Below are 23,689 nucleotides of genomic sequence, written 5' to 3'. Positions count from 1 at the left end.
CCGGGGGCGGCCGGCCGAGGACGCCGGACCGCCCCCGTACCCTTGGGCGCGTGCAGGAACTCCATGACGCGCCCCTCGCCCCGCTGACCACCTTCCGCCTCGGCGGCCCGGCCACCCGCCTCGTGACGGCCACCACCGACGACGAGGTGATCGCGGCCGTCCGCGCGGCCGACGCGGCCGGGGACCCGCTGCTGATCATCGGCGGCGGCAGCAACCTCGTCATCGGCGACAAGGGCTTCGACGGCACGGCCCTGCGCATCGCCACCCAAGGCTTCGCCCTCAACGGCACGACCCTCACCCTCGCCGCCGGCGAGAACTGGTCCGAGGCGGTCGCCCGTACGGTCGAGGCCGGGCTGGCCGGTGTGGAGTGCCTGGCCGGCATCCCCGGCTCGGCGGGCGCCACCCCGATCCAGAACGTGGGCGCGTACGGCCAGGAGGTCTCCACCACGATCACCGAGGTCGTCGCCTACGACCGCCGGGCCGGCGAGACCGTCACGATCCCGAACGAGGAGTGCGGCTTCTCCTACCGCCACAGCCGCTTCAAGGAGCACCCCGACCGCTTCGTGGTGCTGCGCGTGCGCTTCGCCCTGGAGGACGCCGGGGGCCTGTCCGCGCCCCTGAAGTACCCCGAGACCGCCCGCGCCCTCGGCGTCGGGGCCGGTGACCGGGTCCCGGCCGCCGCCGCCCGGGAGACCGTGCTGGCGCTGCGGGCCGGCAAGGGCATGGTGCTGGACCCCGCCGACCACGACACCTGGTCGGCCGGCTCCTTCTTCACCAACCCGATCCTCACCGAGGCCGAGCACGCCGCCTTCCTCCAGCGGGTCCACGACCGGCTCGGCCCCGAGACCGCCCCGCCCGCCTTCCCGGCCGGCGAGGGCCTGGTCAAGACCTCCGCCGCCTGGCTGATCGACCGGGCCGGCTTCACCAAGGGCTACGGCAGCGGCCCGGCCCGCATCTCCACCAAGCACACCCTCGCGCTCACCAACCGCGGCCAGGCCACCACCGAGGACCTGCTCGCCCTGGCCCGCGAGGTCCGCGACGGCGTCCACGAGGCCTTCGGCGTCACGCTCGTCAACGAACCGGTGACGGTCGGCGTCAGCCTCTAGGCTCCGCCGCTCGCCGGGCGCCGCCGTTCGGATCAGGCCGCCGCGCCCGGCCCGGCCAGCCAGGCGTCGATCCCCGCCAGCAGCCGCTGCTTCTCGTCCTGCGGGGCGCACGAGCCGCGGACCGACTGCCGGGCCAGCTCGGCGAGTTCGGCATCGGTGAAGTCGTGCACACCGCGGGCGATCTCGTACTGCGCGGCCAGCCGCGACCCGAACAGCAGCGGGTCGTCGGCGCCCAGCGCCATCGGCACGCCCGCGTCGAACAGCGTCCGCAGCGGCACGTCCTCCGGCTTCTCGTAGACCCCCAGCGCCACATTCGACGACGGGCACACCTCGCAGGTCACCCCGCGCGCGGCCAGCCGGCGCAGCAGCGCGGGGTCCTCCGCGGCCCGCACGCCGTGCCCCACCCGGCCGGCGTGCAGATCGTCCAGGCAGTCGCGGACGCTGGCCGGCCCGGACAGCTCCCCGCCGTGCGGCGCCGCCAGCAGACCGCCCTCGCGCGCGATGGCGAAGGCGCGGTCGAAGTCCCGGGCGAACCCCCGGCGTTCGTCGTTGGACAGCCCGAAACCGATCACTCCGTGGTCGGCGTAGCGCACCGCGAGCCGGGCCAGCGTGCGGGCGTCCAGCGGGTGCTTCATACGGTTCGCGGCGACCAGCACGCGGATGCCGAGCCCGGTGTCCCGCGACGCGCCGCGCACCGCGTCCAGAATGATCTCCAGGGCCGGGATCAGCCCGCCCAGCCGCGGCGCGTACGAGGTCGGGTCGACCTGGATCTCCAGCCACCGCGAGCCGTCGCGGACGTCCTCCTCGGCGGCCTCACGCACCAGCCGCTGGATGTCCTCGGGCTCCCGCAGACACGACCGTGCGAGGTCGTACAGCCGCTGGAAGCGGAACCAGCCGCGCTCGTCCGTGGCGCGCAGCTGGGGCGGCTCACCGCCGCGCAGCGCCTCCGGCAGGTGGACGCCGTACTTGTCGGCGAGCTCCAGCAGGGTGGCGGGCCGCATCGAACCGGTGAAATGCAGGTGCAGATGGGCCTTCGGCAGCTGGCGCAGGTCTCGAATGGCGGCTCCGCCGCGGGCACGAACGCTCTCCATCCCAAGATCTTGCCGCATGGGACCGGCGCGCCGGTAGGGCCTTTCCCGAAGGGGTGTCCGGGAGAACGGACGAGCGGGCGCCGGGAAGGTCTCCCGGCGCCCGCTCGTGTCACCCCCGGATTTCCGGAGGTGCTGACCGCTTTCGAGGGTCTACTTGGCCTCCGCCAGCAGCTTCTGCAGCCGCGACACGCCCTCGACCAGGTCCTCGTCGCCCAGTGCGTAGGAGAGCCGCAGGTAGCCGGGGGTGCCGAAGGCCTCACCCGGGACGACGGCGACCTCCGCCTCCTCCAGGATCAGCCCGGCCAGCTCGACGCTGGTCTGCGGGCGCTTGCCGCGGATCTCCTTGCCCAGCAGCTCCTTGACCGACGGGTACGCGTAGAACGCGCCCTCCGGCTCCGGGCACAGCACGCCGTCGATCTCGTTGAGCATCCGCACGATGGTGCGACGCCGGCGGTCGAAGGCGACCTTCATCTCCTCGACGGCCGTCAGATCGCCGGAGACCGCCGCGATGGCCGCGGCCTGGGCGACGTTGGAGACGTTGGACGTGGCGTGCGACTGGAGGTTCGCCGCGGCCTTGATGACGTCCTTGGGGCCGATCGCCCAGCCCACCCGCCAGCCGGTCATCGCGTACGTCTTGGCGACACCGTTGACGATGATGCACTTGTCGCGCAGCTCGGGCACGACCACCGGCAGCGACGAGAACTCGGCGTCGCCGTAGACCAGGTGCTCGTAGATCTCGTCGGTCAGCACCCACAGGCCGTGCTCGGCGGCCCAGCGGCCGACCGCCTCGACCTGCTCGCGGGTGTAGACCGCGCCGGTCGGGTTCGACGGCGAGACGAACAGCAGCACCTTGGTGCGCTCCGTGCGGGCCGCCTCCAGCTGCTCCACGGTCACGCGGTAGCCGGTGGTCTCGTCGGCGACCACGTCCACCGGCACACCGCCGGCTAGGCGGATCGACTCGGGGTAGGTGGTCCAGTACGGCGCCGGGACGATGACCTCGTCGCCCGGGTCGAGGATCGCTGCGAACGCCTCGTAGATCGCCTGCTTGCCACCGTTCGTCACCAGGACGTTCGCGGCCTCGATCTCGTAGCCGGAGTCGCGCAGCGTCTTCGCGGCGATCGCGGTCTTCAGCTCGGGCAGGCCGCCGGCCGGGGTGTAGCGGTGGTACTTCGGGTTGCGGCAGGCCTCGACGGCCGCCTCGACGATGTAGTCGGGCGTGGGGAAGTCGGGCTCACCGGCGCCGAAGCCGATCACCGGACGTCCGGCGGCCTTGAGGGCCTTCGCCTTGGCGTCGACGGCGAGGGTCGCCGACTCGGAGATCGAACCGACGCGGGCCGAGACCCGGCGTTCGGTGGGGGACGATGCGGAAGGGGTTGCAGCGCTCATACATGCATCGTTGCAGACCCCCGACGAGCCCGGCACACGGGTTTGCGGGCACCACCCGCATGGATCGTGTTCGACGCCCGGCCCCGAAGCACGTACACTCGCTGACCGTTGGCTCCCAACAGGTCGCCGCGGGACATGCACCAGGTGCAGTCGCCCGTATGCGGTAGGTTGGGGGAACCACAAAGGGTCGTAGCTCAATTGGTAGAGCACTGGTCTCCAAAACCAGCGGTTGGGGGTTCAAGTCCCTCCGGCCCTGCTACACGCACTCTCCACCACGGTGCGTGCACGCGTACGTAGGAAATGCACCGCCGTGCGGCAGGGCAAGGCGCGGCACGGCCACGATCCGGATTCAGGTGAGGACGAGTGACGGACGCCCTGGGCTCCATCGACATGCCTGAGCGCGGTCATTCCGAGGACGACACCGCGGATTCCCAGAAGAAGCCCCGTCGCGGCGGCAAGCGCGGCAAGAAGGGCCCTTTCGCGCGGCTCGCGCTTTTCTACCGCCAGATCGTGGCGGAGCTCCGCAAGGTCGTCTGGCCCACGCGCAGCCAGCTGTCGACGTACACCAGTGTGGTGATCGTCTTCGTTGTCATCATCATCGGTCTCGTAACCGTGATTGACTTGGGAATCAACCGAGTCGTCGGGTACGTCTTCGGCTGATCCCGCGGAGGGCGCCTCAGCGGGCGCCCGTTTCGCATGTTCAACCCCTTGAAGCCAGGAAGAAGCAGCCACCGTGTCTGACCCGAACCTGAACGACGCCGCCGACTCCGCCGAAACGGCAGCGGCCGACGTGGACGCGGCCGCCTCGGCCGAGGTCGAGGGCGACGACACCGCGCGTGACATCGTCGAGAACGCCGACGCGGTCGACGAGGTCGACGCCGAGGACGCCGCCGCCGGTGAGCCCGCCGAAGAGGCCGCTGTGCACGTCGAGGAGGACGCCGAGGCCACCGCCGAGGTCGCCGAGGACGAGGAGCAGGAGCCGGTCGACCCGGTCGCCGCCCTCCGCGAGGAACTCCGCGGCCTGCCCGGTGAGTGGTACGTCATCCACACCTACGCGGGCTACGAGAACCGCGTGAAGACCAACCTCGAACAGCGTGCCGTCTCGCTGAACGTCGAGGACTTCATCTTCCAGGCCGAGGTGCCGCAGGAAGAGGTCGCGCAGATCAAGAACGGCGAGCGCAAGACCATCCGCCAGAACAAGCTCCCGGGCTACGTTCTCGTGCGCATGGACCTGACGAACGAGTCCTGGGGCGTCGTCCGCAACACCCCGGGTGTCACCGGCTTCGTCGGCAACGCCTACGACCCCTACCCGCTGACGCTGGACGAGATCGTCAAGATGCTCGCTCCGGAGGCCGAGGAGAAGGCCGCCAAGGAGGCCGCCGCGGCCGAGGGCAAGCCGGCGCCGTCCCGCAAGGTCGAGGTCCAGGTGCTGGACTTCGAGGTGGGCGACTCCGTCACCGTCACCGACGGCCCGTTCGCGACGCTGCAGGCGACGATCAACGAGATCAACGCCGACTCGAAGAAGGTCAAGGGCCTCGTCGAGATCTTCGGCCGCGAGACCCCGGTCGAGCTGAGCTTCGACCAGATCCAGAAGAACTAGGTTCTTCCGGACCACCAGCCAAACCGACCAGGTCAGACGGGCTCACAGCCGGTCTGACCTGCTCGGTTTTTGGCCGCACGACGATACCCGTTATCGTGGTGCGGTATGCCTCCATCCGGATGACCGGATGGCTCGGCGAAACACCTCTCACTAGGACCCGGAGAGAGCATGCCTCCCAAGAAGAAGAAGGTCACGGGGCTTATCAAGCTCCAGATCAGCGCCGGCGCCGCAAACCCGGCTCCGCCGGTCGGCCCCGCGCTGGGCCAGCACGGCGTCAACATCATGGAGTTCTGCAAGGCCTACAACGCCGCGACCGAGTCGCAGCGTGGCATGGTCGTGCCGGTGGAGATCACGGTCTACGAGGACCGTTCCTTCACCTTCATCACCAAGACCCCGCCGGCCGCGAAGCTCATCCTGAAGGCCGCGGGCGTGGAGAAGGGCTCCGGCGAGCCGCACAAGACCAAGGTCGCCAAGATCACCCGCGACCAGGTCCGCGACATCGCCACCACCAAGATGCCCGACCTGAACGCCAACGACCTGGACGCCGCCGAGAAGATCATCGCCGGCACCGCCCGTTCCATGGGCGTCACGGTCGAGGGCTGATCCCCAGCCCCTCACGGCACCCCGTGGCAGGACCAGGCGCTGGTCCGCACCACGACTCCACCCCACTGCACCAGGAGCAGAAGTGAAGCGCAGCAAGACTCTTCGCAACGCGGACGCGAAGATCGACCGGGAGCGCGTGTACGCCCCGCTCGAGGCCGTCCGTCTCGCCAAGGAGACCACCTCCGTCAAGTTCGACGCGACCGTCGAGGTCGCCATGCGTCTGGGTGTCGACCCGCGCAAGGCGGACCAGATGGTCCGTGGCACCGTGAACCTCCCGCACGGCACCGGTAAGACCGCCCGGGTCCTGGTCTTCGCGACCGGTGACCGTGCTGCGGCCGCGGAAGCCGCCGGCGCCGACATCGTCGGCTCGGACGAACTGATCGACGAGGTCTCCAAGGGCCGTCTGGACTTCGACGCCGTCGTCGCGACCCCGGACCTCATGGGCAAGGTCGGCCGCCTCGGCCGCGTGCTCGGTCCCCGTGGTCTGATGCCGAACCCGAAGACCGGCACCGTCACCCCGGATGTCGCCAAGGCTGTCACCGACATCAAGGGCGGCAAGATCGAGTTCCGCGTGGACAAGCACGCGAACCTCCACTTCATCATCGGCAAGGTCTCCTTCGACGAGACCAAGCTGGTGGAGAACTACGCCGCGGCGCTCGAGGAGATCAACCGCCTCAAGCCGTCCGCCGCCAAGGGCCGCTACATCAAGAAGGCGACCGTCACCACCACGATGGGCCCCGGCATCCCGCTGGACGCCAACCGCACCCGCAACCTCCTCGTCGAGGACGAGGCCGTCTGATCTTCGCGATCAGCGCCTCGTAGCGCGTGATGTTCCACGTCAGGCCCCGTCTCCCCTTCGGGAGGGACGGGGCCTGACGCATGCGTTGTCGGTGCCCTGCATTACAGTCGCCCGCGAGGTCCATAAAGATGATCTAAGGGGGAGCCTCACATGCGGAGCACGCGTATCGCCGCCGCCGTGGCGGGTGCGGTGATGTTGGTCGGCAGCCTGAGCGCCTGCAACGACGACGGCGGCAAGGCGGCCGGCAGCGGCGGTGGGAGCGGCGACGCGGCGGGCGGCAAGCAGGACTCGGCGCAGAGCCCGGTGGACGCGCTGAAGGCCGCCCAGGAGGCGACCGCCGGCAAGAAGACCGCGCAGATCGACGGCACCACGCTCACGACCACCCCGCGCGGCCGGATCACGCAGTCCACCAAGGGCGGGCTGGACTGGACGCACGGCATGCAGATGAACGTGGCGAACACCATGAGCGGCGGGGGCAGCCCCGGTAAGCCGGTCAAGTCGATCTACACCAAGGACGCCGTGTACATGAACATGAGCGCCGTCATGCCGGGTGTGGGCGGCAAGCCCTGGATGAAGTACTCGTACGAGGCACTGTCGAAGGGGCTGGGCGGCTCCGGCACGCTCTTCCAGGACGTCCTGCGGAACGCCGACCCGAGCCAGCCGATCGAGCTGCTGATCGCCTCCGGCACGGCCAAGGCCGTCGGCAAGGAGAACGTGAACGGTGTCCAGGCGACGCACTACACCGGCACCGTCACGATGGACCAGCTGAGCGGCAAGGCCGGCAAGTCGGTCCGGGACCTCGTCCGGAAGCAGCTCGCGAAGGGCGGCGCCAAGAGCGAGCAGCTCGACGTCTGGATCGACGACCACGACCTGCTGGTCAAGAAGGTGGAGAAGCTCGGAGGCAAGCAGCCGAGCAGCTCCACGGCGCTCTTCTCGGACTACGGCAGCAAGGTCGACCTGACCCCGCCGCCGGCCGGCCAGACGAGCACCGCGCCCGGCGCCTGACCGGCTCCACGACGCGTGCGCCGGCCCGGGCGGGGGCCCGCCGATCGCCCCCGCCCGGGCCGATTTGCCTGACCGCGGTCGGCTCCCGTATCTTTTCCCGGAAGCCAAAGACCGCTGGTTGTCTCTGTGCGTCCGGACTCCGGACGTGCGGTGGCCGAAGGATCCGCTAGCTGCGGACGGCCTGCGCAGGTGTGTATGGATGAACTCCCGGACGGATTTCCGTGCGGTGGAGTACGCCCCGTGCGCCTGCGCCGGGGCGTTTGTTTTGCCCAGCCCCTTCTGCGCGGTCCTCATCACCCGGAAGGAGGCCGAGGCTCATGGCGACGTCTGACAAGAACGCAGCCGTTGCGGAGATCACGGAGAAGCTCCGCGACTCCAACGCAGCTGTTGTGACTTCTTACACCGGACTGAGTGTGGCGCAGCTCAAGGAGCTGCGTCGTTCTCTCGGCGAGAACGCTCAGTACCGTGTGGTGAAGAACACGCTGACCAAGATCGCGGCCAAGGAGGCCGGGATTCAGCTGGACGAGCACCTCAAGGGCTCGACCGCTGTCGCCTTCGTGACCGGTGACCCGGTCACGGCGGCGAAGGGTCTTCGTGACTTCGCCAAGGAAAACCCCGCTCTCGTCATCAAGGGCGGTGTCCTTGACGGCAAGGCGCTGTCCGCCGACGAGATCAAGAAGCTTGCGGACCTCGAGTCCCGTGAGGTTCTGCTCGCCAAGCTGGCGGGTGGCATGAAGGCGTCCATGGCCAAGGCCGCGGCGACCTTCCAGGCCCCGCTCACGAAGTTCGCCCGCACCGCGGACGCGCTTCGCAGCAAGGTCGAGCAGGGCGGTGCCGGTACGCCGGCTCCCGCCGAGGCTGCCGAATAGCCACACTCATGCCCCTGCCGGGGCGTGGCATTCGTAGGCCCAGCGGGCCCGTACGCCCGCCATTCATGTACATCCGGCACCCGCCGAATTAGTGGAAGGACCGCCACCATGGCGAAGCTCAGCCAGGAAGACCTGCTCGCGCAGTTCGAGGAGATGACCCTCATCGAGCTCTCCGAGTTCGTGAAGCTCTTCGAGGACAAGTTCGACGTCGAGGCTGCCGCCCCGGTCGCCGTTGCCGCCGCCGGTGCCCCGGGCGCCCCGGCCGCCGCCGCCGAGGAGGAGAAGGACGAGTTCGACGTCATCCTCACCGGTGCGGGCGACAAGAAGATCCAGGTCATCAAGGTCGTGCGTGAGCTGACCTCCCTGGGTCTGAAGGAGGCCAAGGACCTCGTCGACGGCACCCCGAAGCCCGTCCTCGAGAAGGTCGCCAAGGACGCCGCCGAGAAGGCCGCCGAGTCCCTCAAGGGCGCCGGCGCCTCCGTCGAGGTCAAGTGACTTCACTGAGTCTTCCGACTCACGTCCCGGGCGCCTGAGGCGTCAGGGACACGCGCCAAGGGCGATCACCCATGCGGGTGGTCGCCCTTCGGCGTGCTCGTCACGGCTGCATTCCCTCGCGCCTGCGTGCGAGTATGGTGATCTTCGTTGCCCGGACCTGCCCCCATGTGACGATCTCCCAGAGGTGGGGGGCCTTGACGAACCGGACGCGGCGCGCAATTCTCGGGACGCGACGCAGAAGCGATCCAGGGTTCGAGGCATGGATCGCCGACGAAGAGGGAAGCATCGGTGTGCGCCAGTGGCGCAGGGCTTTCGGCAGGCGCAGGGCATTGAGAAGAACAAATGAGGGCTTCCTCCGGTGCGGAGGACACGGCCTCCCGGAGGGAGAAGATCGGTATCACGGTGCTGAACCGGTCTCCGGAAACTCGCTCTGGACATCAGTGTGCCAAGTGGCTACACTGACCCTTTGCGCTGCCTGTTAGCTGCTCCCTGCCCGTCACCAGGGGCATACCCGAGCCCGAGCAAAGCTGAATGATCTGCCCTGACCTGGGCTTTCCCTCAGTCTGTTCGGTTCGGGACCGGTACGCGCGTAGTGAGTCCGAGCCCTCGGAAGGACCCCCTCTTGGCCGCCTCGCGCAACGCCTCGACTGCCAATACGAACAACGGCGACAGCACCGCCCCGCTGCGCATCTCTTTTGCGAAGATCAAGGAGCCCCTCGGGGTTCCGAACCTCCTTGCGCTGCAGACCGAAAGCTTCGACTGGCTGCTCGGCAATGCCGCATGGAAGGGTCGCGTCGAGGCTGCGCTGGAGAGTGGGCAGGAAGTCCCCACCAAGTCCGGTCTGGAAGAGATCTTCGAAGAGATCTCCCCGATCGAGGACTTCTCCGGGTCGATGTCGCTGACGTTCCGCGACCACCGCTTCGAGCCCCCGAAGAACTCCATCGACGAGTGCAAGGAGCGCGACTTCACGTACGCGGCTCCGCTCTTCGTCACCGCTGAGTTCACGAACAACGAGACCGGCGAGATCAAGTCCCAGACGGTCTTCATGGGCGACTTCCCGCTCATGACCAACAAGGGAACCTTCTGCATCAACGGCACCGAGCGTGTCGTCGTCTCGCAGCTGGTCCGCTCGCCGGGCGTGTACTTCGACAGCTCCATCGACAAGACGTCCGACAAGGACATCTTCTCCGCCAAGATCATCCCGTCCCGGGGTGCCTGGCTGGAGATGGAGATCGACAAGCGCGACATGGTCGGTGTCCGCATCGACCGCAAGCGCAAGCAGTCCGTCACCGTCCTGCTCAAGGCGCTCGGGTGGACCACCGAGCAGATCCTCGAGGAGTTCGGCGAGTACGAGTCGATGCGCGCCACCCTGGAGAAGGACCACACCCAGGGCCAGGACGACGCGCTGCTCGACATCTACCGCAAGCTGCGTCCGGGCGAGCCGCCGACCCGTGAGGCCGCGCAGACGCTGCTCGAGAACCTCTACTTCAACCCGAAGCGCTACGACCTCGCGAAGGTCGGCCGCTACAAGGTCAACAAGAAGCTCGGCGGCGACGAGCCGCTCGACGCCGGCGTGCTGACCACCGATGACGTCATCGCCACGATCAAGTACCTGGTCAAGCTGCACGCCGGCGAGACCGAGACGATCGGCGAGAACGGCAACTCCATCGTTGTCGAGACCGACGACATCGACCACTTCGGCAACCGCCGTCTGCGCAACGTCGGCGAGCTGATCCAGAACCAGGTCCGTACGGGTCTCGCCCGTATGGAGCGCGTCGTGCGTGAGCGCATGACCACCCAGGACGTCGAGGCGATCACGCCGCAGACCCTGATCAACATCCGGCCGGTCGTCGCCTCCATCAAGGAGTTCTTCGGCACCAGCCAGCTGTCGCAGTTCATGGACCAGACCAACCCGCTGTCGGGTCTGACCCACAAGCGCCGCCTGTCGGCGCTGGGCCCGGGTGGTCTCTCCCGTGAGCGGGCCGGCCTGGACGTCCGTGACGTGCACCCCTCGCACTACGGCCGCATGTGCCCGATCGAGACCCCTGAAGGTCCCAACATCGGTCTGATCGGCTCGCTGGCCTCCTACGGCCGGGTCAACGTCTTCGGCTTCATCGAGACGCCCTACCGCAAGGTCGTCGACGGCCAGGTCACCGAGGAGGTGGACTACCTCACCGCTGATGAGGAGGACCGCTTCCTGATCGCCCAGGCCAACGCGAAGCTCTCCGAGGACATGCGCTTCTCCGAGCAGCGTGTCCTGGTCCGCCGCCGCGGCGGCGAGGTCGACCTGGTCCCGGCCGACGAGGTCGACTTCATGGACGTCTCGCCGCGCCAGATGGTGTCGGCCGCGACCGCCATGATCCCGTTCCTCGAGCACGACGACGCCAACCGCGCGCTCATGGGATCGAACATGATGCGCCAGGCCGTTCCGCTGATCAAGGCGGAGTCGCCGCTGGTCGGCACCGGCATGGAGTACCGCTGCGCGGTCGACGCCGGCGACGTCATCAAGGCCGAGAAGGACGGTGTGGTCCAGGAGGTCTCCGCGGACTACATCACCGTCGCCAACGACGACGGCACGTACACCACGTACCGCGTCGCCAAGTTCACCCGCTCCAACCAGGGCACCTCCTTCAACCAGAAGGTCGTCGTGGACGAGGGCGCGCGGGTCATCGAGGGCCAGGTCCTCGCCGACGGTCCGTCCACGGACGAAGGCGAGATGGCGCTCGGCAAGAACCTGCTCGTGGCGTTCATGCCGTGGGAGGGCCACAACTACGAGGACGCGATCATCCTGTCGCAGCGCCTCGTGCAGGACGACGTCCTCTCCTCGATCCACATCGAGGAGCACGAGGTCGACGCCCGTGACACCAAGCTGGGCCCCGAGGAGATCACCCGGGACATCCCGAACGTCTCCGAGGAGGTCCTCTCCGACCTCGACGAGCGCGGCATCATCCGTATCGGTGCCGAGGTCGTCGCCGGCGACATCCTCGTCGGCAAGGTCACGCCCAAGGGTGAGACCGAGCTGACCCCCGAGGAGCGCCTGCTCCGCGCGATCTTCGGTGAGAAGGCGCGCGAGGTGCGCGACACCTCGCTGAAGGTGCCGCACGGTGAGATCGGCAAGGTCATCGGCGTCCGCGTCTTCGACCGCGAAGAGGGCGACGAGCTGCCCCCGGGCGTGAACCAGCTGGTCCGCGTCTACGTCGCCCAGAAGCGCAAGATCACCGACGGCGACAAGCTCGCCGGCCGGCACGGCAACAAGGGCGTCATCTCGAAGATCCTGCCGGTCGAGGACATGCCGTTCCTCGAGGACGGCACCCCGGTCGACATCATCCTCAACCCGCTGGGTGTCCCGTCCCGAATGAACCCGGGACAGGTCCTGGAGATCCACCTCGGCTGGCTCGCCAGCCAGGGCTGGAAGGTCGAGGGCGTCGAGGAGGAGTGGAAGAAGCGTCTCCACTCGATCTCCGCCGACGAGGTCGCCCCCGGCTCCAACGTCGCCACCCCGGTGTTCGACGGTGCGCGCGAGGACGAGATCTCCGGTCTCTTCGAGTCGACGATCCCCAACCGCGACGGCGAGCGGATGGTCAAGGGCTCCGGCAAGGCCCGGCTGTTCGACGGCCGCTCCGGTGAGCCGTTCCCGGACCCGATCTCGATCGGGTACATGTACATCCTCAAGCTGCACCACCTGGTCGACGACAAGCTCCACGCGCGTTCGACCGGTCCGTACTCGATGATCACCCAGCAGCCGCTGGGTGGTAAGGCTCAGTTCGGTGGCCAGCGGTTCGGTGAGATGGAGGTGTGGGCGCTGGAGGCATACGGCGCCGCATACGCCCTCCAGGAGCTGCTGACGATCAAGTCCGACGACGTGACCGGCCGCGTGAAGGTCTACGAGGCCATCGTCAAGGGCGAGAACATCCCCGAGCCCGGCATTCCCGAGTCCTTCAAGGTGCTCATCAAGGAAATGCAGTCCCTGTGCCTCAACGTGGAGGTGCTGTCCTCGGACGGCATGTCCATCGAGATGCGCGACACCGACGAGGACGTCTTCCGCGCTGCGGAGGAGCTCGGCATCGACCTGTCCCGGCGCGAGCCGAGCAGCGTCGAAGAGGTCTGACGGGAGTCCGGCCGGGGAGCCAGCGATGGCTCCCCCGGCCGGCCCCAGGACCCCCGTTTCAGACCCCAAGACTTACAACCCTGAGAGGGATTGACGCATAGTGCTCGACGTCAACTTCTTCGATGAGCTCCGGATCGGTCTGGCAACCGCTGACGACATCCGTCAGTGGAGCCACGGCGAGGTCAAGAAGCCCGAGACCATCAACTACCGCACGCTCAAGCCCGAAAAGGACGGACTCTTCTGCGAGAAGATCTTCGGTCCGACCCGGGACTGGGAGTGCTACTGCGGTAAGTACAAGCGCGTCCGCTTCAAGGGCATCATCTGCGAGCGCTGCGGCGTCGAGGTCACTCGCGCCAAGGTGCGGCGTGAGCGGATGGGCCACATCGAGCTTGCCGCTCCCGTGACCCACATCTGGTACTTCAAGGGCGTGCCGAGCCGGCTGGGCTACCTGCTGGACCTCGCGCCCAAGGACCTCGAGAAGGTCATCTACTTCGCCGCCTACATGATCACGTGGGTGGACGAGGAGCGCCGTACGCGCGACCTGCCCTCGCTGGAGGCGCACGTCTCCGTCGAGCGCCAGCAGATCGAGCAGCGCCGCGACTCCGACCTGGAGGCCCGCGCCAAGAAGCTCGAGACCGACCTGGCCGAGCTGGAGGCCGAGGGCGCCAAGGCGGACGTGCGCCGCAAGGTGCGCGAGGGTGCCGAGCGCGAGATGAAGCAGCTGCGCGACCGTGCGCAGCGCGAGATCGACCGTCTCGACGAGGTCTGGAACCGCTTCAAGAACCTCAAGGTCCAGGACCTGGAGGGCGACGAGCTGCTCTACCGCGAGCTGCGGGACCGCTTCGGCACGTACTTCGACGGCTCCATGGGCGCCGCTGCCCTGCAGAAGCGCCTGGAGACCTTCGACCTCGACGAGGAGGCCGAGCGCCTCCGCGAGATCATCCGCACCGGCAAGGGCCAGAAGAAGACCCGTGCGCTCAAGCGCCTCAAGGTCGTCTCCGCCTTCCTGCAGACCCGCAACAGCCCCAAGGGCATGGTGCTGGACTGCATCCCGGTGATCCCGCCGGACCTGCGTCCGATGGTGCAGCTGGACGGTGGCCGCTTCGCGACCTCCGACCTGAACGACCTGTACCGCCGTGTGATCAACCGCAACAACCGCCTCAAGCGGCTTCTCGACCTCGGCGCGCCCGAGATCATCGTGAACAACGAGAAGCGGATGCTGCAGGAGGCCGTCGACGCGCTGTTCGACAACGGCCGCCGCGGCCGCCCGGTCACCGGTCCCGGTAACCGCCCGCTGAAGTCCCTCAGCGACATGCTGAAGGGCAAGCAGGGCCGCTTCCGTCAGAACCTGCTCGGTAAGCGAGTCGACTACTCGGCGCGTTCCGTCATCGTCGTCGGCCCGCAGCTCAAGCTGCACCAGTGTGGTCTGCCCAAGGCCATGGCGCTGGAGCTCTTCAAGCCGTTCGTGATGAAGCGCCTGGTGGACCTCAACCACGCGCAGAACATCAAGTCGGCCAAGCGCATGGTCGAGCGCGGTCGCACCGTGGTGTACGACGTCCTCGAAGAGGTCATCGCCGAGCACCCGGTGCTGCTGAACCGTGCGCCCACCCTGCACCGCCTGGGCATCCAGGCCTTCGAGCCGCAGCTGGTCGAGGGCAAGGCCATTCAGATCCACCCGCTCGTCTGCACCGCGTTCAACGCGGACTTCGACGGTGACCAGATGGCCGTCCACCTCCCGCTGTCCGCGGAGGCCCAGGCCGAGGCCCGCATCCTGATGCTGTCCTCGAACAACATCCTCAAGCCGGCCGACGGCCGTCCGGTCACCATGCCGACCCAGGACATGGTGCTCGGTCTCTTCTTCCTCACCACGGATGAGGAGGAGCGCAAGGTCATCGGTGAGGGCCGGGCGTTCGGCTCGACCGCCGAGGCGATCATGGCGTTCGACGCCAAGGAGCTCTCGCTCCAGGCGAAGGTCGACATCCGCTTCCCGATCGGCACCGTCCCGCCGCGCGGCTGGACCCCGCCGGTTCCGGAGGAGGGCGAGCCCGAGTGGCAGCCCGGTGACAGCTTCCGCCTGCGGACGACCCTGGGCCGCGCGCTCTTCAACGAGCTGCTGCCCGAGGACTACCCGTTCGTCGACTACTCGGTGGGCAAGAAGCAGCTCTCCGCGATCGTCAACGACCTGGCCGAGCGCTACCCCAAGGTCATCGTGGCGGCGACGCTCGACAACCTGAAGGCGGCCGGCTTCCACTGGGCGACCCGTTCCGGCGTCACCGTCGCCGTCTCGGACATCGTCGTGCCGGAGGCCAAGAAGGCCATCGTCGCGGGCTACGAGGCCCAGGACGAGAAGGTCCAGAAGCAGTACGAGCGCGGTCTGATCACCAAGGACGAGCGCACGCAGGAACTCATCAACATCTGGACCAAGGCGACCAACGAGGTCTCCGAGGCGATGAATGAGAACTTCCCCAAGACGAACCCCATCTTCATGATGGTTGACTCGGGTGCCCGAGGAAACATGATGCAGATGCGGCAGATCGCGGGTATGCGTGGTCTGGTGTCGAACGCGAAGAACGAGACCATCCCGCGTCCGATCAAGGCCTCGTTCCGCGAGGGTCTGTCCGTGCTGGAGTACTTCATCTCCACGCACGGTGCCCGTAAGGGTCTGGCGGACACCGCTCTGCGTACCGCCGACTCCGGTTACCTCACCCGTCGTCTGGTCGACGTCTCCCAGGACGTCATCATTCGCGAGGAGGACTGCGGCACCGAGCGCGGTCTCAAGCTGCGGATCGCCTCGAAGGACGCCGCGGGTGTCCTGCGCAAGGCGGACGACGTCGAGTCCAGCGTCTACGCGCGCATGCTCGCCGAGGATGTCGTCGTCGACGGCAAGGTCGTCGCCCCGGCGAACGTCGACCTCGGTGACGTGCTCATCGACGCGCTGGTCAACGCGGGCGTCGAGGAGGTCAAGACCCGCTCGGTCCTGACCTGTGAGTCCGCGGTCGGCACCTGTGCCTTCTGCTACGGCCGTTCGCTGGCCACCGGCAAGCTGGTCGACATCGGTGAGGCGGTCGGCATCATCGCCGCCCAGTCCATCGGTGAGCCCGGCACCCAGCTGACGATGCGTACCTTCCACACCGGTGGTGTGGCCGGTGACGACATCACCCTGGGTCTGCCGCGTGTCGTCGAGCTCTTCGAGGCCCGTACGCCCAAGGGCGTCGCCCCGATCTCGGAGGCGGCCGGCCGCGTCCGGATCGAGGAGACCGAGAAGACCAAGAAGGTCGTCGTCACCCCGGACGACGGCAGCGACGAGATGGCCTACGGCGTCTCCAAGCGTGCCCGTCTCCTGGTGGGCGAGGGCGACCACGTCACGGTCGGCCAGCCGATGACCGTCGGTGCCGTCAACCCGCACGACGTGCTGCGGATCCTCGGCCAGCGTGCCGTCCAGGTCCACCTGGTCGGCGAGGTCCAGAAGGTCTACAACAGCCAGGGCGTGGCGATCCACGACAAGCACATCGAGATCATCATCCGGCAGATGCTGCGCCGTGTGACGATCATCGAGTCCGGCGACGCGGAGCTGCTGCCGGGCGAGCTGGTGGAGCGCACGAAGTTCGAGGGTGAGAACCGTCGGGTCGTGGCGGAGGGTGGCCACCCGGCCTCCGGCCGTCCGCAGCTGATGGGTATCACCAAGGCGTCGCTGGCCACCGAGTCGTGGCTGTCGGCGGCGTCCTTCCAGGAGACGACCAGGGTCCTGACCGACGCGGCGATCAACGCCAAGTCGGACTCCCTGATCGGCCTCAAGGAGAACGTCATCATCGGTAAGCTCATCCCGGCCGGTACGGGCCTGTCCCGCTACCGCAACATCCGGGTCGAGCCCACCGAGGAGGCGAAGGCCGCGATGTACTCGGCCGTCGGTTACGACGACATCGACTACTCGCCCTTCGGCACCGGCTCCGGCCAGGCGGTCCCGCTGGAGGACTACGACTACGGTCCGTACAACCAGTAATCCTGGTCCGTACGACAGCGACAGGGCGGTCACCCCTCGGGGTGGCCGCCCTGCGGCGTGTGCGGCGGCCGGTCTCCCACCGCGGCGGGTGTCCCGCGCGGGGGAACTTGTCCTCCCTTCTCTGCGTCTCTGATGAGAAGATGGGGGAACTGTCGAGCGGGGGAGGTTCGCGAAGTGGCATTCCAGCCGTGGCAGGGTGGGCAGCCTGCTCAGCCGTCGAATCAGGTGCCTGTCATGCGTGCCTCGCACGCCGATCGTGAGCGGGCGGTCGATGTGCTCAAGGCGGGATTCGCCGAGGGCCGGCTGCAGCAGCGGGAGTACGAGCAGCGGATCACCCGGGCCTACCAGGCCCAGACCCACGCCGAGCTGCAGATGCTGGTCGCGGATCTGCCGCAGGGGCCGGTGCCGCAGGCGCAGTTCCTGCCGCAGCGGCCGATGCCGGCGACCTTCATGCCGATGCAGATGCCGCCGCCGGTGGCGACGAACGGTGCGGCGACGGGTGCCCTGGTCTGCGGGATCATGACACCGGTGAGCTGGGGGCTGACGGCGATCCCGGCCGTGATCCTGGGGCACAAGGCGCGCGCCGAGATCCGCCGCACCGGTGAGCGCGGGGACGGGCAGGCCCTTGTCGGCCTGGTGCTCGGCTGGCTGGGCATCGGCGGCTGGACGCTGTTCTTCCTGCTGTCGATCTTGCTGGCCGTGACCCGTCTGTAGGCGGGGTCCGGGCCGCGGGGTGCCGTTTTGGCCCGGGCGGTGACGGGGCGCGGTGCCTTCTTCCGTAGGGCCCTGGATCGCACTACGGTGGCCGCAACGCCGTGAGGAGTCCGGCGTGTCCTTCGCGTGTGCATTTGTTTTGACCGCAGCCCATGCGGTAGGTACGCTCTGACCTTGTGCCTGGGGTGTCCCTGGGCTGCCGCATGCGCAATCTCCCGAGCTTCTGCCGGGAGTGCCCTCACCGCGGTGGCCAGGTTTTGACACCGCAATCTGCCGCCACGCTCGTTCCAGCGAGGGTTCGGACTGCAGTATTCGACACACCCGACCGCGTGGGTCGGGGAAGTTCCAGGTTAGCTTTACCGAGACTGGCACACAGAAACCGGAGAAACGGTGCCTACGATCCAGCAGCTGGTCCGCAAGGGCCGGCAGGACAAGGTCGAGAAGAACAAGACGCCCGCGCTCGAGGGTTCCCCCCAGCGCCGTGGCGTCTGCACGCGTGTTTTCACGACCACCCCGAAGAAGCCGAACTCGGCCCTGCGTAAGGTCGCGCGTGTGCGTCTGACCAGCGGGATCGAGGTCACCGCTTACATTCCGGGTGAGGGCCACAACCTGCAGGAGCACTCGATCGTGCTCGTGCGTGGTGGTCGTGTGAAGGACCTGCCGGGTGTTCGGTACAAGATCATCCGCGGCTCCCTCGACACGCAGGGCGTCAAGAACCGCAAGCAGGCTCGCAGCCGCTACGGCGCCAAGAAGGAGAAGTAAGAATGCCTCGTAAGGGCCCCGCCCCGAAGCGCCCGGTCATCATCGACCCGGTCTACGGTTCTCCTCTGGTGACCTCCCTCATCAACAAGGTGCTGCTGAACGGCAAGCGCTCCACCGCCGAGCGCATCGTCTACGGCGCCATGGAGGGTCTGCGCGAGAAGACCGGTAACGACCCGGTCATCACGCTCAAGCGCGCGCTCGAGAACATCAAGCCGACCCTTGAGGTCAAGTCCCGCCGTGTCGGTGGCGCGACCTACCAGGTCCCGGTCGAGGTCAAGCCCGGCCGCGCCGCCACCCTCTCGCTCCGCTGGCTCGTGGGCTACTCCCGCGCCCGCCGCGAGAAGACCATGACCGAGCGCCTCATGAACGAACTGCTCGACGCCTCCAACGGCCTCGGCGCTTCGGTCAAGAAGCGTGAGGACACGCACAAGATGGCCGAGTCCAACAAGGCCTTCGCGCACTACCGCTGGTAGTCGCAACCCACATCGAGACCGAGAGAAGATTGAGCCACTATGGCCACCACTTCGCTTGACCTGGCCAAGGTCCGCAACATTGGGATCATGGCCCACATCGACGCGGGCAAGACGACCACCACCGAGCGGATCCTGTTCTACACCGGTGTTTCGTACAAGATCGGTGAGGTCCACGACGGCGCTGCCACGATGGACTGGATGGAGCAGGAGCAGGAGCGCGGCATCACCATCACGTCTGCCGCGACGACCTGCCACTGGCCGCTGGAAGACGTCGACAACACCATCAACATCATCGACACCCCGGGCCACGTCGACTTCACGGTCGAGGTGGAGCGCTCGCTGCGCGTCCTGGACGGTGCGGTGACGGTGTTCGACGGCGTTGCCGGTGTCGAGCCCCAGTCCGAGACCGTCTGGCGTCAGGCGGACCGCTACGGCGTGCCGCGTATCTGCTTCGTCAACAAGCTCGACCGCACGGGTGCCGAGTTCCACCGCTGCGTCGACATGATCGTCGACCGCCTGGGCGCGACCCCGATCGTGATGCAGCTGCCGATCGGCACCGAGGCCGACTTCAAGGGCGTCGTCGACCTCGTGACGATGAAGGCCCTGGTCTGGTCGGCCGAGGCCGCCAAGGGCGAGATGTACGACACCGTCGACATCCCGGACACCCACATCGAGGCTGCCGACGAGTGGCGCGGCAAGCTGCTCGAGGCCGTTGCCGAGAACGATGAAGAGGTCATGGAGCTGTACCTGGAGGGCCAGGAGCCCACCGTGGAGCAGCTCTACGCGGCGATCCGCCGGATCACCATCGCTTCGGGCAAGGCCGACAGCACCACCGTCACCCCGGTGTTCTGCGGCACCGCGTTCAAGAACAAGGGCGTGCAGCCCCTGCTCGACGCGGTCGTGCGCTACCTCCCCTCCCCGCTGGACGTCGAGGCCATCGAGGGCCACGCGGTCAACGACTCGGACGAGGTCATCAAGCGCAAGCCGTCCGTGGACGAGCCGCTTTCCGCCCTCGCGTTCAAGATTGCGAGCGACCCCCACCTGGGCAAGCTCACCTTCATCCGGGTGTACTCGGGCCGCCTTGAGGCCGGCTCGCAGGTGCAGAACTCGGTGAAGGGCAAGAAGGAGCGCATCGGCAAGATCTACCGGATGCACGCGAACAAGCGTGAGGAGATCGACTCGGTGGGTGCCGGTGACATCGTCGCCGTCATGGGTCTGAAGCAGACCACCACCGGTGAGACCCTCTGTGACTCCGCCAACCAGGTCATCCTGGAGTCGATGGAGTTCCCGGCCCCGGTCATCCAGGTCGCCATTGAGCCCAAGTCCAAGGGCGACCAGGAGAAGCTGGGTGTCGCCATCCAGCGTCTCGCCGAAGAGGACCCCTCGTTCCAGGTTCACACCGACGAGGAGACCGGCCAGACCATCATCGCGGGTATGGGCGAACTGCACCTCGACGTGCTGGTCGACCGTATGAAGCGTGAGTTCCGGGTCGAGGCCAACGTCGGCAAGCCGCAGGTCGCGTACCGCGAGACCCTGCGCAAGCCGGTCGAGCGTCTCGACTACACGCACAAGAAGCAGACTGGTGGTTCCGGCCAGTTCGCGAAGGTGCAGATCGCGATCGCGCCGCTCGAGGGCGACGGGTACGAGTTCGAGAACAAGGTCACCGGTGGCCGTATCCCGCGGGAGTACATCCCGTCCGTGGACGCGGGCTGCCAGGAGGCCATGGAGTTCGGTGTTCTCGCCGGCTACCCGCTGACCGGTGTCAAGGTCACCCTCCTCGACGGTGCCTTCCACGAGGTCGACTCGTCGGAAATGGCCTTCAAGATCGCCGGTTCGATGGCCTTCAAGGAGGCCGCCCGCAAGGCCTCCCCGGCCCTGCTCGAGCCGATGATGAAGGTCGAGGTCACCACGCCCGAGGACTACATGGGCGATGTGATCGGCGACATCAACTCCCGCCGTGGTCAGATCCAGTCCATGGAGGACCGCAGCGGCGCCAAGCTCGTCACGGGCCTGGTTCCGCTCTCGGAGATGTTCGGCTACGTCGGAGACCTCCGCAGCAAGACGTCGGGTCGCGCAAGCTACTCGATGCAGTTCGACTCCTACGCCGAGGTTCCCCGGAACGTCGCCGAGGAGATCATCGCGAAGGCCAAGGGCGAATAGCTCCGTCTCCCGAGAGCCGGAACACGCTTTAGGCTTGACACCGTCTGGTGGGGCATTCCCCGCAATCCGTGAGGATTGCCCCGCCAGCCGGCACCCCAGCAAAGATCACCTGGCGCCGATGAGTAAGGCGTACAGAACCACTCTTCAGGAGGACCCCCGTGGCGAAGGCGAAGTTCGAGCGGACTAAGCCGCACGTCAACATCGGCACCATCGGTCACGTCGACCACGGTAAGACGACTCTTACCGCGGCGATCACCAAGGTGCTGCACGACGAGTTCCCTGACCTGAACCCCTTCACGCCTTTCGAGGACATCGACAAGGCGCCGGAGGAGCGGCAGCGCGGTATCACGATTTCGATCGCGCACGTGGAGTACCAGACGGCCAACCGTCACTACGCCCACGTCGACTGCCCGGGTCACGCTGACTACATCAAGAACATGATCACCGGTGCCGCCCAGATGGACGGCGCGATCCTCGTGGTCGCCGCGACCGATGGTCCCATGCCGCAGACCAAGGAGCACGTGCTCCTGGCCCGCCAGTCCGGTGTTCCGTACATCGTTGTCGCCCTGAACAAGGCCGACATGGTGGACGACGAGGAGATCATGGAGCTCGTTGAGCTCGAGGTCCGTGAGCTCCTGTCCGAGTACGAGTTCCCGGGCGACGACCTGCCGGTCGTCAAGGTCTCCGCTCTCAAGGCGCTCGAGGGCGACCCGGAGTGGACCAAGACCGTCGTCGAGCTGATGAAGGCCGTGGACGAGAACGTCCCCGAGCCCAAGCGTGACGTCGACCAGCCGTTCCTGATGCCGATCGAGGACGTCTTCACGATCACCGGTCGTGGCACCGTCGTCACCGGCCGCATCGAGCGCGGTGTCCTCAAGGTCAACGAGACCGTCGACATCATCGGCATCAAGACCGAGAAGACCACCACCACGGTCACCGGTATCGAGATGTTCCGCAAGCTGCTCGACGAGGGCCAGGCCGGTGAGAACGTCGGTCTGCTGCTCCGCGGCATCAAGCGCGAGGACGTCGAGCGCGGCCAGTGCATCATCAAGCCGGGTTCGGTCACCCCGCACACCGAGTTCGAGGCCACGGCCTACATCCTGTCGAAGGACGAGGGTGGCCGTCACACCCCGTTCTTCAACAACTACCGCCCGCAGTTCTACTTCCGTACGACTGACGTGACCGGCGTGGTGACCCTCCAGGAGGGCACCGAGATGGTCATGCCGGGCGACAACGCCACCATGAACGTCTCGCTGATTCAGCCTGTCGCCATGGAGGAGGGCCTGCGGTTCACCATCCGTGAGGGTGGCCGTACCGTCGGCGCCGGCCAGGTCACCAAGGTCATCAAGTAATTGGTGAGCTGACCCGGTAGCTCCTCGGAGCGTGCGAGCCGTGTGCTCGTGAGAAGTGGCCGAACGACCTCGGTCGTTCGGCCACTTCTGCGTGCGGCGGGGGAGGGGCGGCGCCGGCCCCGCGGGCCTTGTCGGGCGGGCGCGCACGCTGCGGCCGCGGGTGGTCCGTGTCGACGCCGGCAACCGCGTCGTCGACCTGGGCGCGGACCCCTCGGAGCCGGCCCCGGGCGCAGCGGGACGGCTCCCTCCGGAGGCGGTGGGGGCGCCCCTCGCCGCGCGGCGCGGCGCGGGGGTCCAGGGCGCCGCCTTCCCCGGCGGAGGGCCGGAGCGGGGCGACGAGCCGTCCTCCCGGGCGGTCGCAGTCGGGGTGCCGCGGTCGGGGCGCCGCGGTCGGGTTCCCGTCGCGTGACGCGGGGGAAATCCGGCGACTTTCCCGCGAGTTCCCCCTCCCGGGGGCGCCGCCCCGTCCGTCGGTCGGGTAGTGTCTCCCGCTTCGGTTGGCCAGTCGTATAGCACGTGTGGCACACTGTCCAGGTTGCTCGGTTGAGTGCCGATGCTGCGCGCCTCCCGCCGGGAGGACCGGAAGCGAGTCCCAGGTATTCGTCGTCCCTTCTCAGGGCCGGAAATACGGGAATCTTCCGGGAAGCGTCAGCGGGGTGCCTCGGCCAGGCACCCGGTGGGTGTTCTTCCCCCGCCATCTCCTTCTTGAAGGATCCCCCGTGTGGGGATTTACGAGAAGGGGTGCGACACGCCCGACCGCGTGGGTCGGAGAAGAACAGCGCTTCCCAGGAGGCGCAGCGCACCGGGTCCCAGAGCGTTACGAGAGACAGGACTACGAAGTAGCCATGGCGGGACAGAAGATCCGCATCCGGCTCAAGGCCTACGACCACGAGGTCATCGACTCTTCGGCGAAGAAGATCGTCGAGACGGTGACCCGTACTGGTGCGTCGGTCGCGGGCCCGGTGCCGCTGCCCACTGAAAAGAACGTGTACTGCGTCATCAAGTCGCCGCACAAGTACAAGGACTCGCGCGAGCACTTCGAGATGCGCACGCACAAGCGCCTGATCGACATCCTCGACCCGACGCCCAAGACCGTTGACTCGCTGATGCGCCTGGACCTTCCGGCCGGCGTTGACATCGAGATCAAGCTCTGAGAGGCGCGGAAG

General features: G+C 67.6%; 18 protein-coding genes, 1 tRNA gene and 1 pseudogene. 18 read left to right on the top strand and 2 right to left on the bottom strand.

Going from position 1 to position 23,689, the window contains the following annotated elements:
• The first annotated feature begins 50 nt into the window (after positions 1–50).
• Positions 51–1,106 carry a UDP-N-acetylmuramate dehydrogenase gene (locus IEY78_RS22805; protein WP_189101131.1) on the top strand — a complete coding sequence of 352 codons (1,056 nt, stop codon included), beginning with the start codon at positions 51–53 and terminating at the stop codon, positions 1,104–1,106.
• Between the two features lie 32 nt (positions 1,107–1,138).
• On the opposite strand, the gene IEY78_RS22800 is transcribed toward IEY78_RS22805, so the two are convergent.
• Both IEY78_RS22800 and IEY78_RS22795 read right to left on the bottom strand, forming a co-directional pair.
• Positions 1,139–2,197 carry an adenosine deaminase gene (locus tag IEY78_RS22800; RefSeq protein WP_189101129.1) on the bottom strand — a complete coding sequence of 353 codons (1,059 nt, stop codon included), beginning with the start codon at positions 2,195–2,197 and terminating at the stop codon, positions 1,139–1,141.
• A 150-nt stretch (positions 2,198–2,347) separates the two neighbouring features.
• The gene (locus IEY78_RS22795; protein ID WP_189101127.1) at positions 2,348–3,583 is read right to left on the bottom strand and encodes a pyridoxal phosphate-dependent aminotransferase; all 1,236 of its coding nucleotides are present in this window, start codon (positions 3,581–3,583) and stop codon (positions 2,348–2,350) included.
• Between the two features lie 183 nt (positions 3,584–3,766).
• Between IEY78_RS22795 and IEY78_RS22790 the strand changes: the two genes are divergently transcribed.
• The 17 genes and pseudogenes from IEY78_RS22790 (at position 3,767) to rpsJ (ending at position 23,677) form a co-directional block, all read left to right on the top strand.
• A tRNA-Trp gene (locus IEY78_RS22790) sits at positions 3,767–3,839 on the top strand.
• A gap of 107 nt (positions 3,840–3,946) precedes the next feature.
• Positions 3,947–4,243, top strand: coding sequence for a preprotein translocase subunit SecE (secE, locus tag IEY78_RS22785; protein WP_189101125.1), 297 nt, complete (start codon positions 3,947–3,949; stop codon positions 4,241–4,243).
• 73 nt (positions 4,244–4,316) lie between these two features.
• Positions 4,317–5,183: a transcription termination/antitermination protein NusG gene (gene nusG, locus IEY78_RS22780; RefSeq protein WP_189101123.1), complete on the top strand. Its 867-nt coding sequence runs from the start codon at positions 4,317–4,319 to the stop codon at positions 5,181–5,183.
• 168 nt (positions 5,184–5,351) lie between these two features.
• Complete coding sequence (gene rplK, locus IEY78_RS22775) at positions 5,352–5,786, top strand: 50S ribosomal protein L11 (protein ID WP_189101121.1); 435 nt, start codon at positions 5,352–5,354, stop codon at positions 5,784–5,786.
• Between the two features lie 82 nt (positions 5,787–5,868).
• The gene (gene rplA / locus IEY78_RS22770; RefSeq protein WP_159481503.1) at positions 5,869–6,585 is read left to right on the top strand and encodes a 50S ribosomal protein L1; all 717 of its coding nucleotides are present in this window, start codon (positions 5,869–5,871) and stop codon (positions 6,583–6,585) included.
• Positions 6,586–6,735: 150 nt separating this feature from the next.
• On the top strand, positions 6,736–7,590 hold the full coding sequence (locus IEY78_RS22765) for an SCO4651 family lipoprotein (RefSeq protein WP_229700122.1): 855 nt from the start codon (positions 6,736–6,738) through the stop codon (positions 7,588–7,590).
• A 317-nt stretch (positions 7,591–7,907) separates the two neighbouring features.
• The gene (gene rplJ, locus IEY78_RS22760) at positions 7,908–8,459 is read left to right on the top strand and encodes a 50S ribosomal protein L10 (protein ID WP_189101119.1); all 552 of its coding nucleotides are present in this window, start codon (positions 7,908–7,910) and stop codon (positions 8,457–8,459) included.
• Positions 8,460–8,567: 108 nt separating this feature from the next.
• Positions 8,568–8,954 (top strand): 50S ribosomal protein L7/L12, encoded by a 387-nt coding sequence (rplL, locus tag IEY78_RS22755; RefSeq protein ID WP_189101118.1) that lies wholly within the window; start codon positions 8,568–8,570, stop codon positions 8,952–8,954.
• A gap of 622 nt (positions 8,955–9,576) precedes the next feature.
• Positions 9,577–13,062 (top strand): DNA-directed RNA polymerase subunit beta, encoded by a 3,486-nt coding sequence (gene rpoB, locus IEY78_RS22750; RefSeq protein WP_096213549.1) that lies wholly within the window; start codon positions 9,577–9,579, stop codon positions 13,060–13,062.
• Between the two features lie 100 nt (positions 13,063–13,162).
• On the top strand, positions 13,163–17,062 hold the full coding sequence (locus IEY78_RS22745) for a DNA-directed RNA polymerase subunit beta' (protein ID WP_189101116.1): 3,900 nt from the start codon (positions 13,163–13,165) through the stop codon (positions 17,060–17,062).
• Positions 17,063–17,296: 234 nt separating this feature from the next.
• The gene (locus IEY78_RS22740) at positions 17,297–17,776 is read left to right on the top strand and encodes a DUF1707 and DUF4190 domain-containing protein (protein WP_189101114.1); all 480 of its coding nucleotides are present in this window, start codon (positions 17,297–17,299) and stop codon (positions 17,774–17,776) included.
• 390 nt (positions 17,777–18,166) lie between these two features.
• Positions 18,167–18,538: a 30S ribosomal protein S12 gene (gene rpsL / locus IEY78_RS22735; RefSeq protein ID WP_003948652.1), complete on the top strand. Its 372-nt coding sequence runs from the start codon at positions 18,167–18,169 to the stop codon at positions 18,536–18,538.
• 2 nt (positions 18,539–18,540) lie between these two features.
• Complete coding sequence (gene rpsG / locus IEY78_RS22730; protein ID WP_004571813.1) at positions 18,541–19,011, top strand: 30S ribosomal protein S7; 471 nt, start codon at positions 18,541–18,543, stop codon at positions 19,009–19,011.
• A gap of 39 nt (positions 19,012–19,050) precedes the next feature.
• Entirely contained in the window at positions 19,051–21,171 is a 2,121-nt protein-coding gene (gene fusA / locus IEY78_RS22725) for an elongation factor G (RefSeq protein WP_189101112.1), read from the top strand.
• Between the two features lie 158 nt (positions 21,172–21,329).
• Positions 21,330–22,523, top strand: a complete 1,194-nt coding sequence (tuf, locus tag IEY78_RS22720) for an elongation factor Tu (protein ID WP_189101110.1) — start codon at positions 21,330–21,332, stop codon at positions 22,521–22,523.
• A 139-nt stretch (positions 22,524–22,662) separates the two neighbouring features.
• A pseudogene (locus tag IEY78_RS34580) lies at positions 22,663–22,788 on the top strand (aspartate 1-decarboxylase); the annotation flags it as partial.
• Between the two features lie 580 nt (positions 22,789–23,368).
• The gene (rpsJ, locus tag IEY78_RS22715; protein WP_003948644.1) at positions 23,369–23,677 is read left to right on the top strand and encodes a 30S ribosomal protein S10; all 309 of its coding nucleotides are present in this window, start codon (positions 23,369–23,371) and stop codon (positions 23,675–23,677) included.
• Positions 23,678–23,689: the final 12 nt, after the last annotated feature.

Origin of the sequence: Streptomyces kronopolitis, from assembly GCF_014646275.1 — a bacterium.
Taxonomy (GTDB): Bacteria; Actinomycetota; Actinomycetes; order Streptomycetales; family Streptomycetaceae; genus Streptomyces; species Streptomyces kronopolitis.
The sequence above is the reverse complement of the archived record's forward strand: the minus strand, read 5'-3'. Positions and strand labels throughout refer to the sequence as shown.

Excerpts from the sequence above, each read along its gene's own strand:
- IEY78_RS22740 (WP_189101114.1), top strand. The coding sequence starts at position 17,297 with ATGCGTGCCTCGCACGCCGATCGTGAGCGGGCGGTCGATGTGCTCAAG.
- rpsJ (WP_003948644.1), top strand. The coding sequence starts at position 23,369 with ATGGCGGGACAGAAGATCCGCATCCGGCTCAAGGCCTACGACCACGAG.
- fusA (WP_189101112.1), top strand. The coding sequence starts at position 19,051 with ATGGCCACCACTTCGCTTGACCTGGCCAAGGTCCGCAACATTGGGATC.
- IEY78_RS22765 (WP_229700122.1), top strand. The coding sequence starts at position 6,736 with ATGCGGAGCACGCGTATCGCCGCCGCCGTGGCGGGTGCGGTGATGTTG.
- rpsG (WP_004571813.1), top strand. The coding sequence starts at position 18,541 with ATGCCTCGTAAGGGCCCCGCCCCGAAGCGCCCGGTCATCATCGACCCG.
- rplJ (WP_189101119.1), top strand. The coding sequence starts at position 7,908 with ATGGCGACGTCTGACAAGAACGCAGCCGTTGCGGAGATCACGGAGAAG.
- rplL (WP_189101118.1), top strand. The coding sequence starts at position 8,568 with ATGGCGAAGCTCAGCCAGGAAGACCTGCTCGCGCAGTTCGAGGAGATG.
- IEY78_RS22795 (WP_189101127.1), bottom strand. The coding sequence starts at position 3,583 with ATGAGCGCTGCAACCCCTTCCGCATCGTCCCCCACCGAACGCCGGGTC.
- rplK (WP_189101121.1), top strand. The coding sequence starts at position 5,352 with ATGCCTCCCAAGAAGAAGAAGGTCACGGGGCTTATCAAGCTCCAGATC.
- IEY78_RS22800 (WP_189101129.1), bottom strand. The coding sequence starts at position 2,197 with ATGGAGAGCGTTCGTGCCCGCGGCGGAGCCGCCATTCGAGACCTGCGC.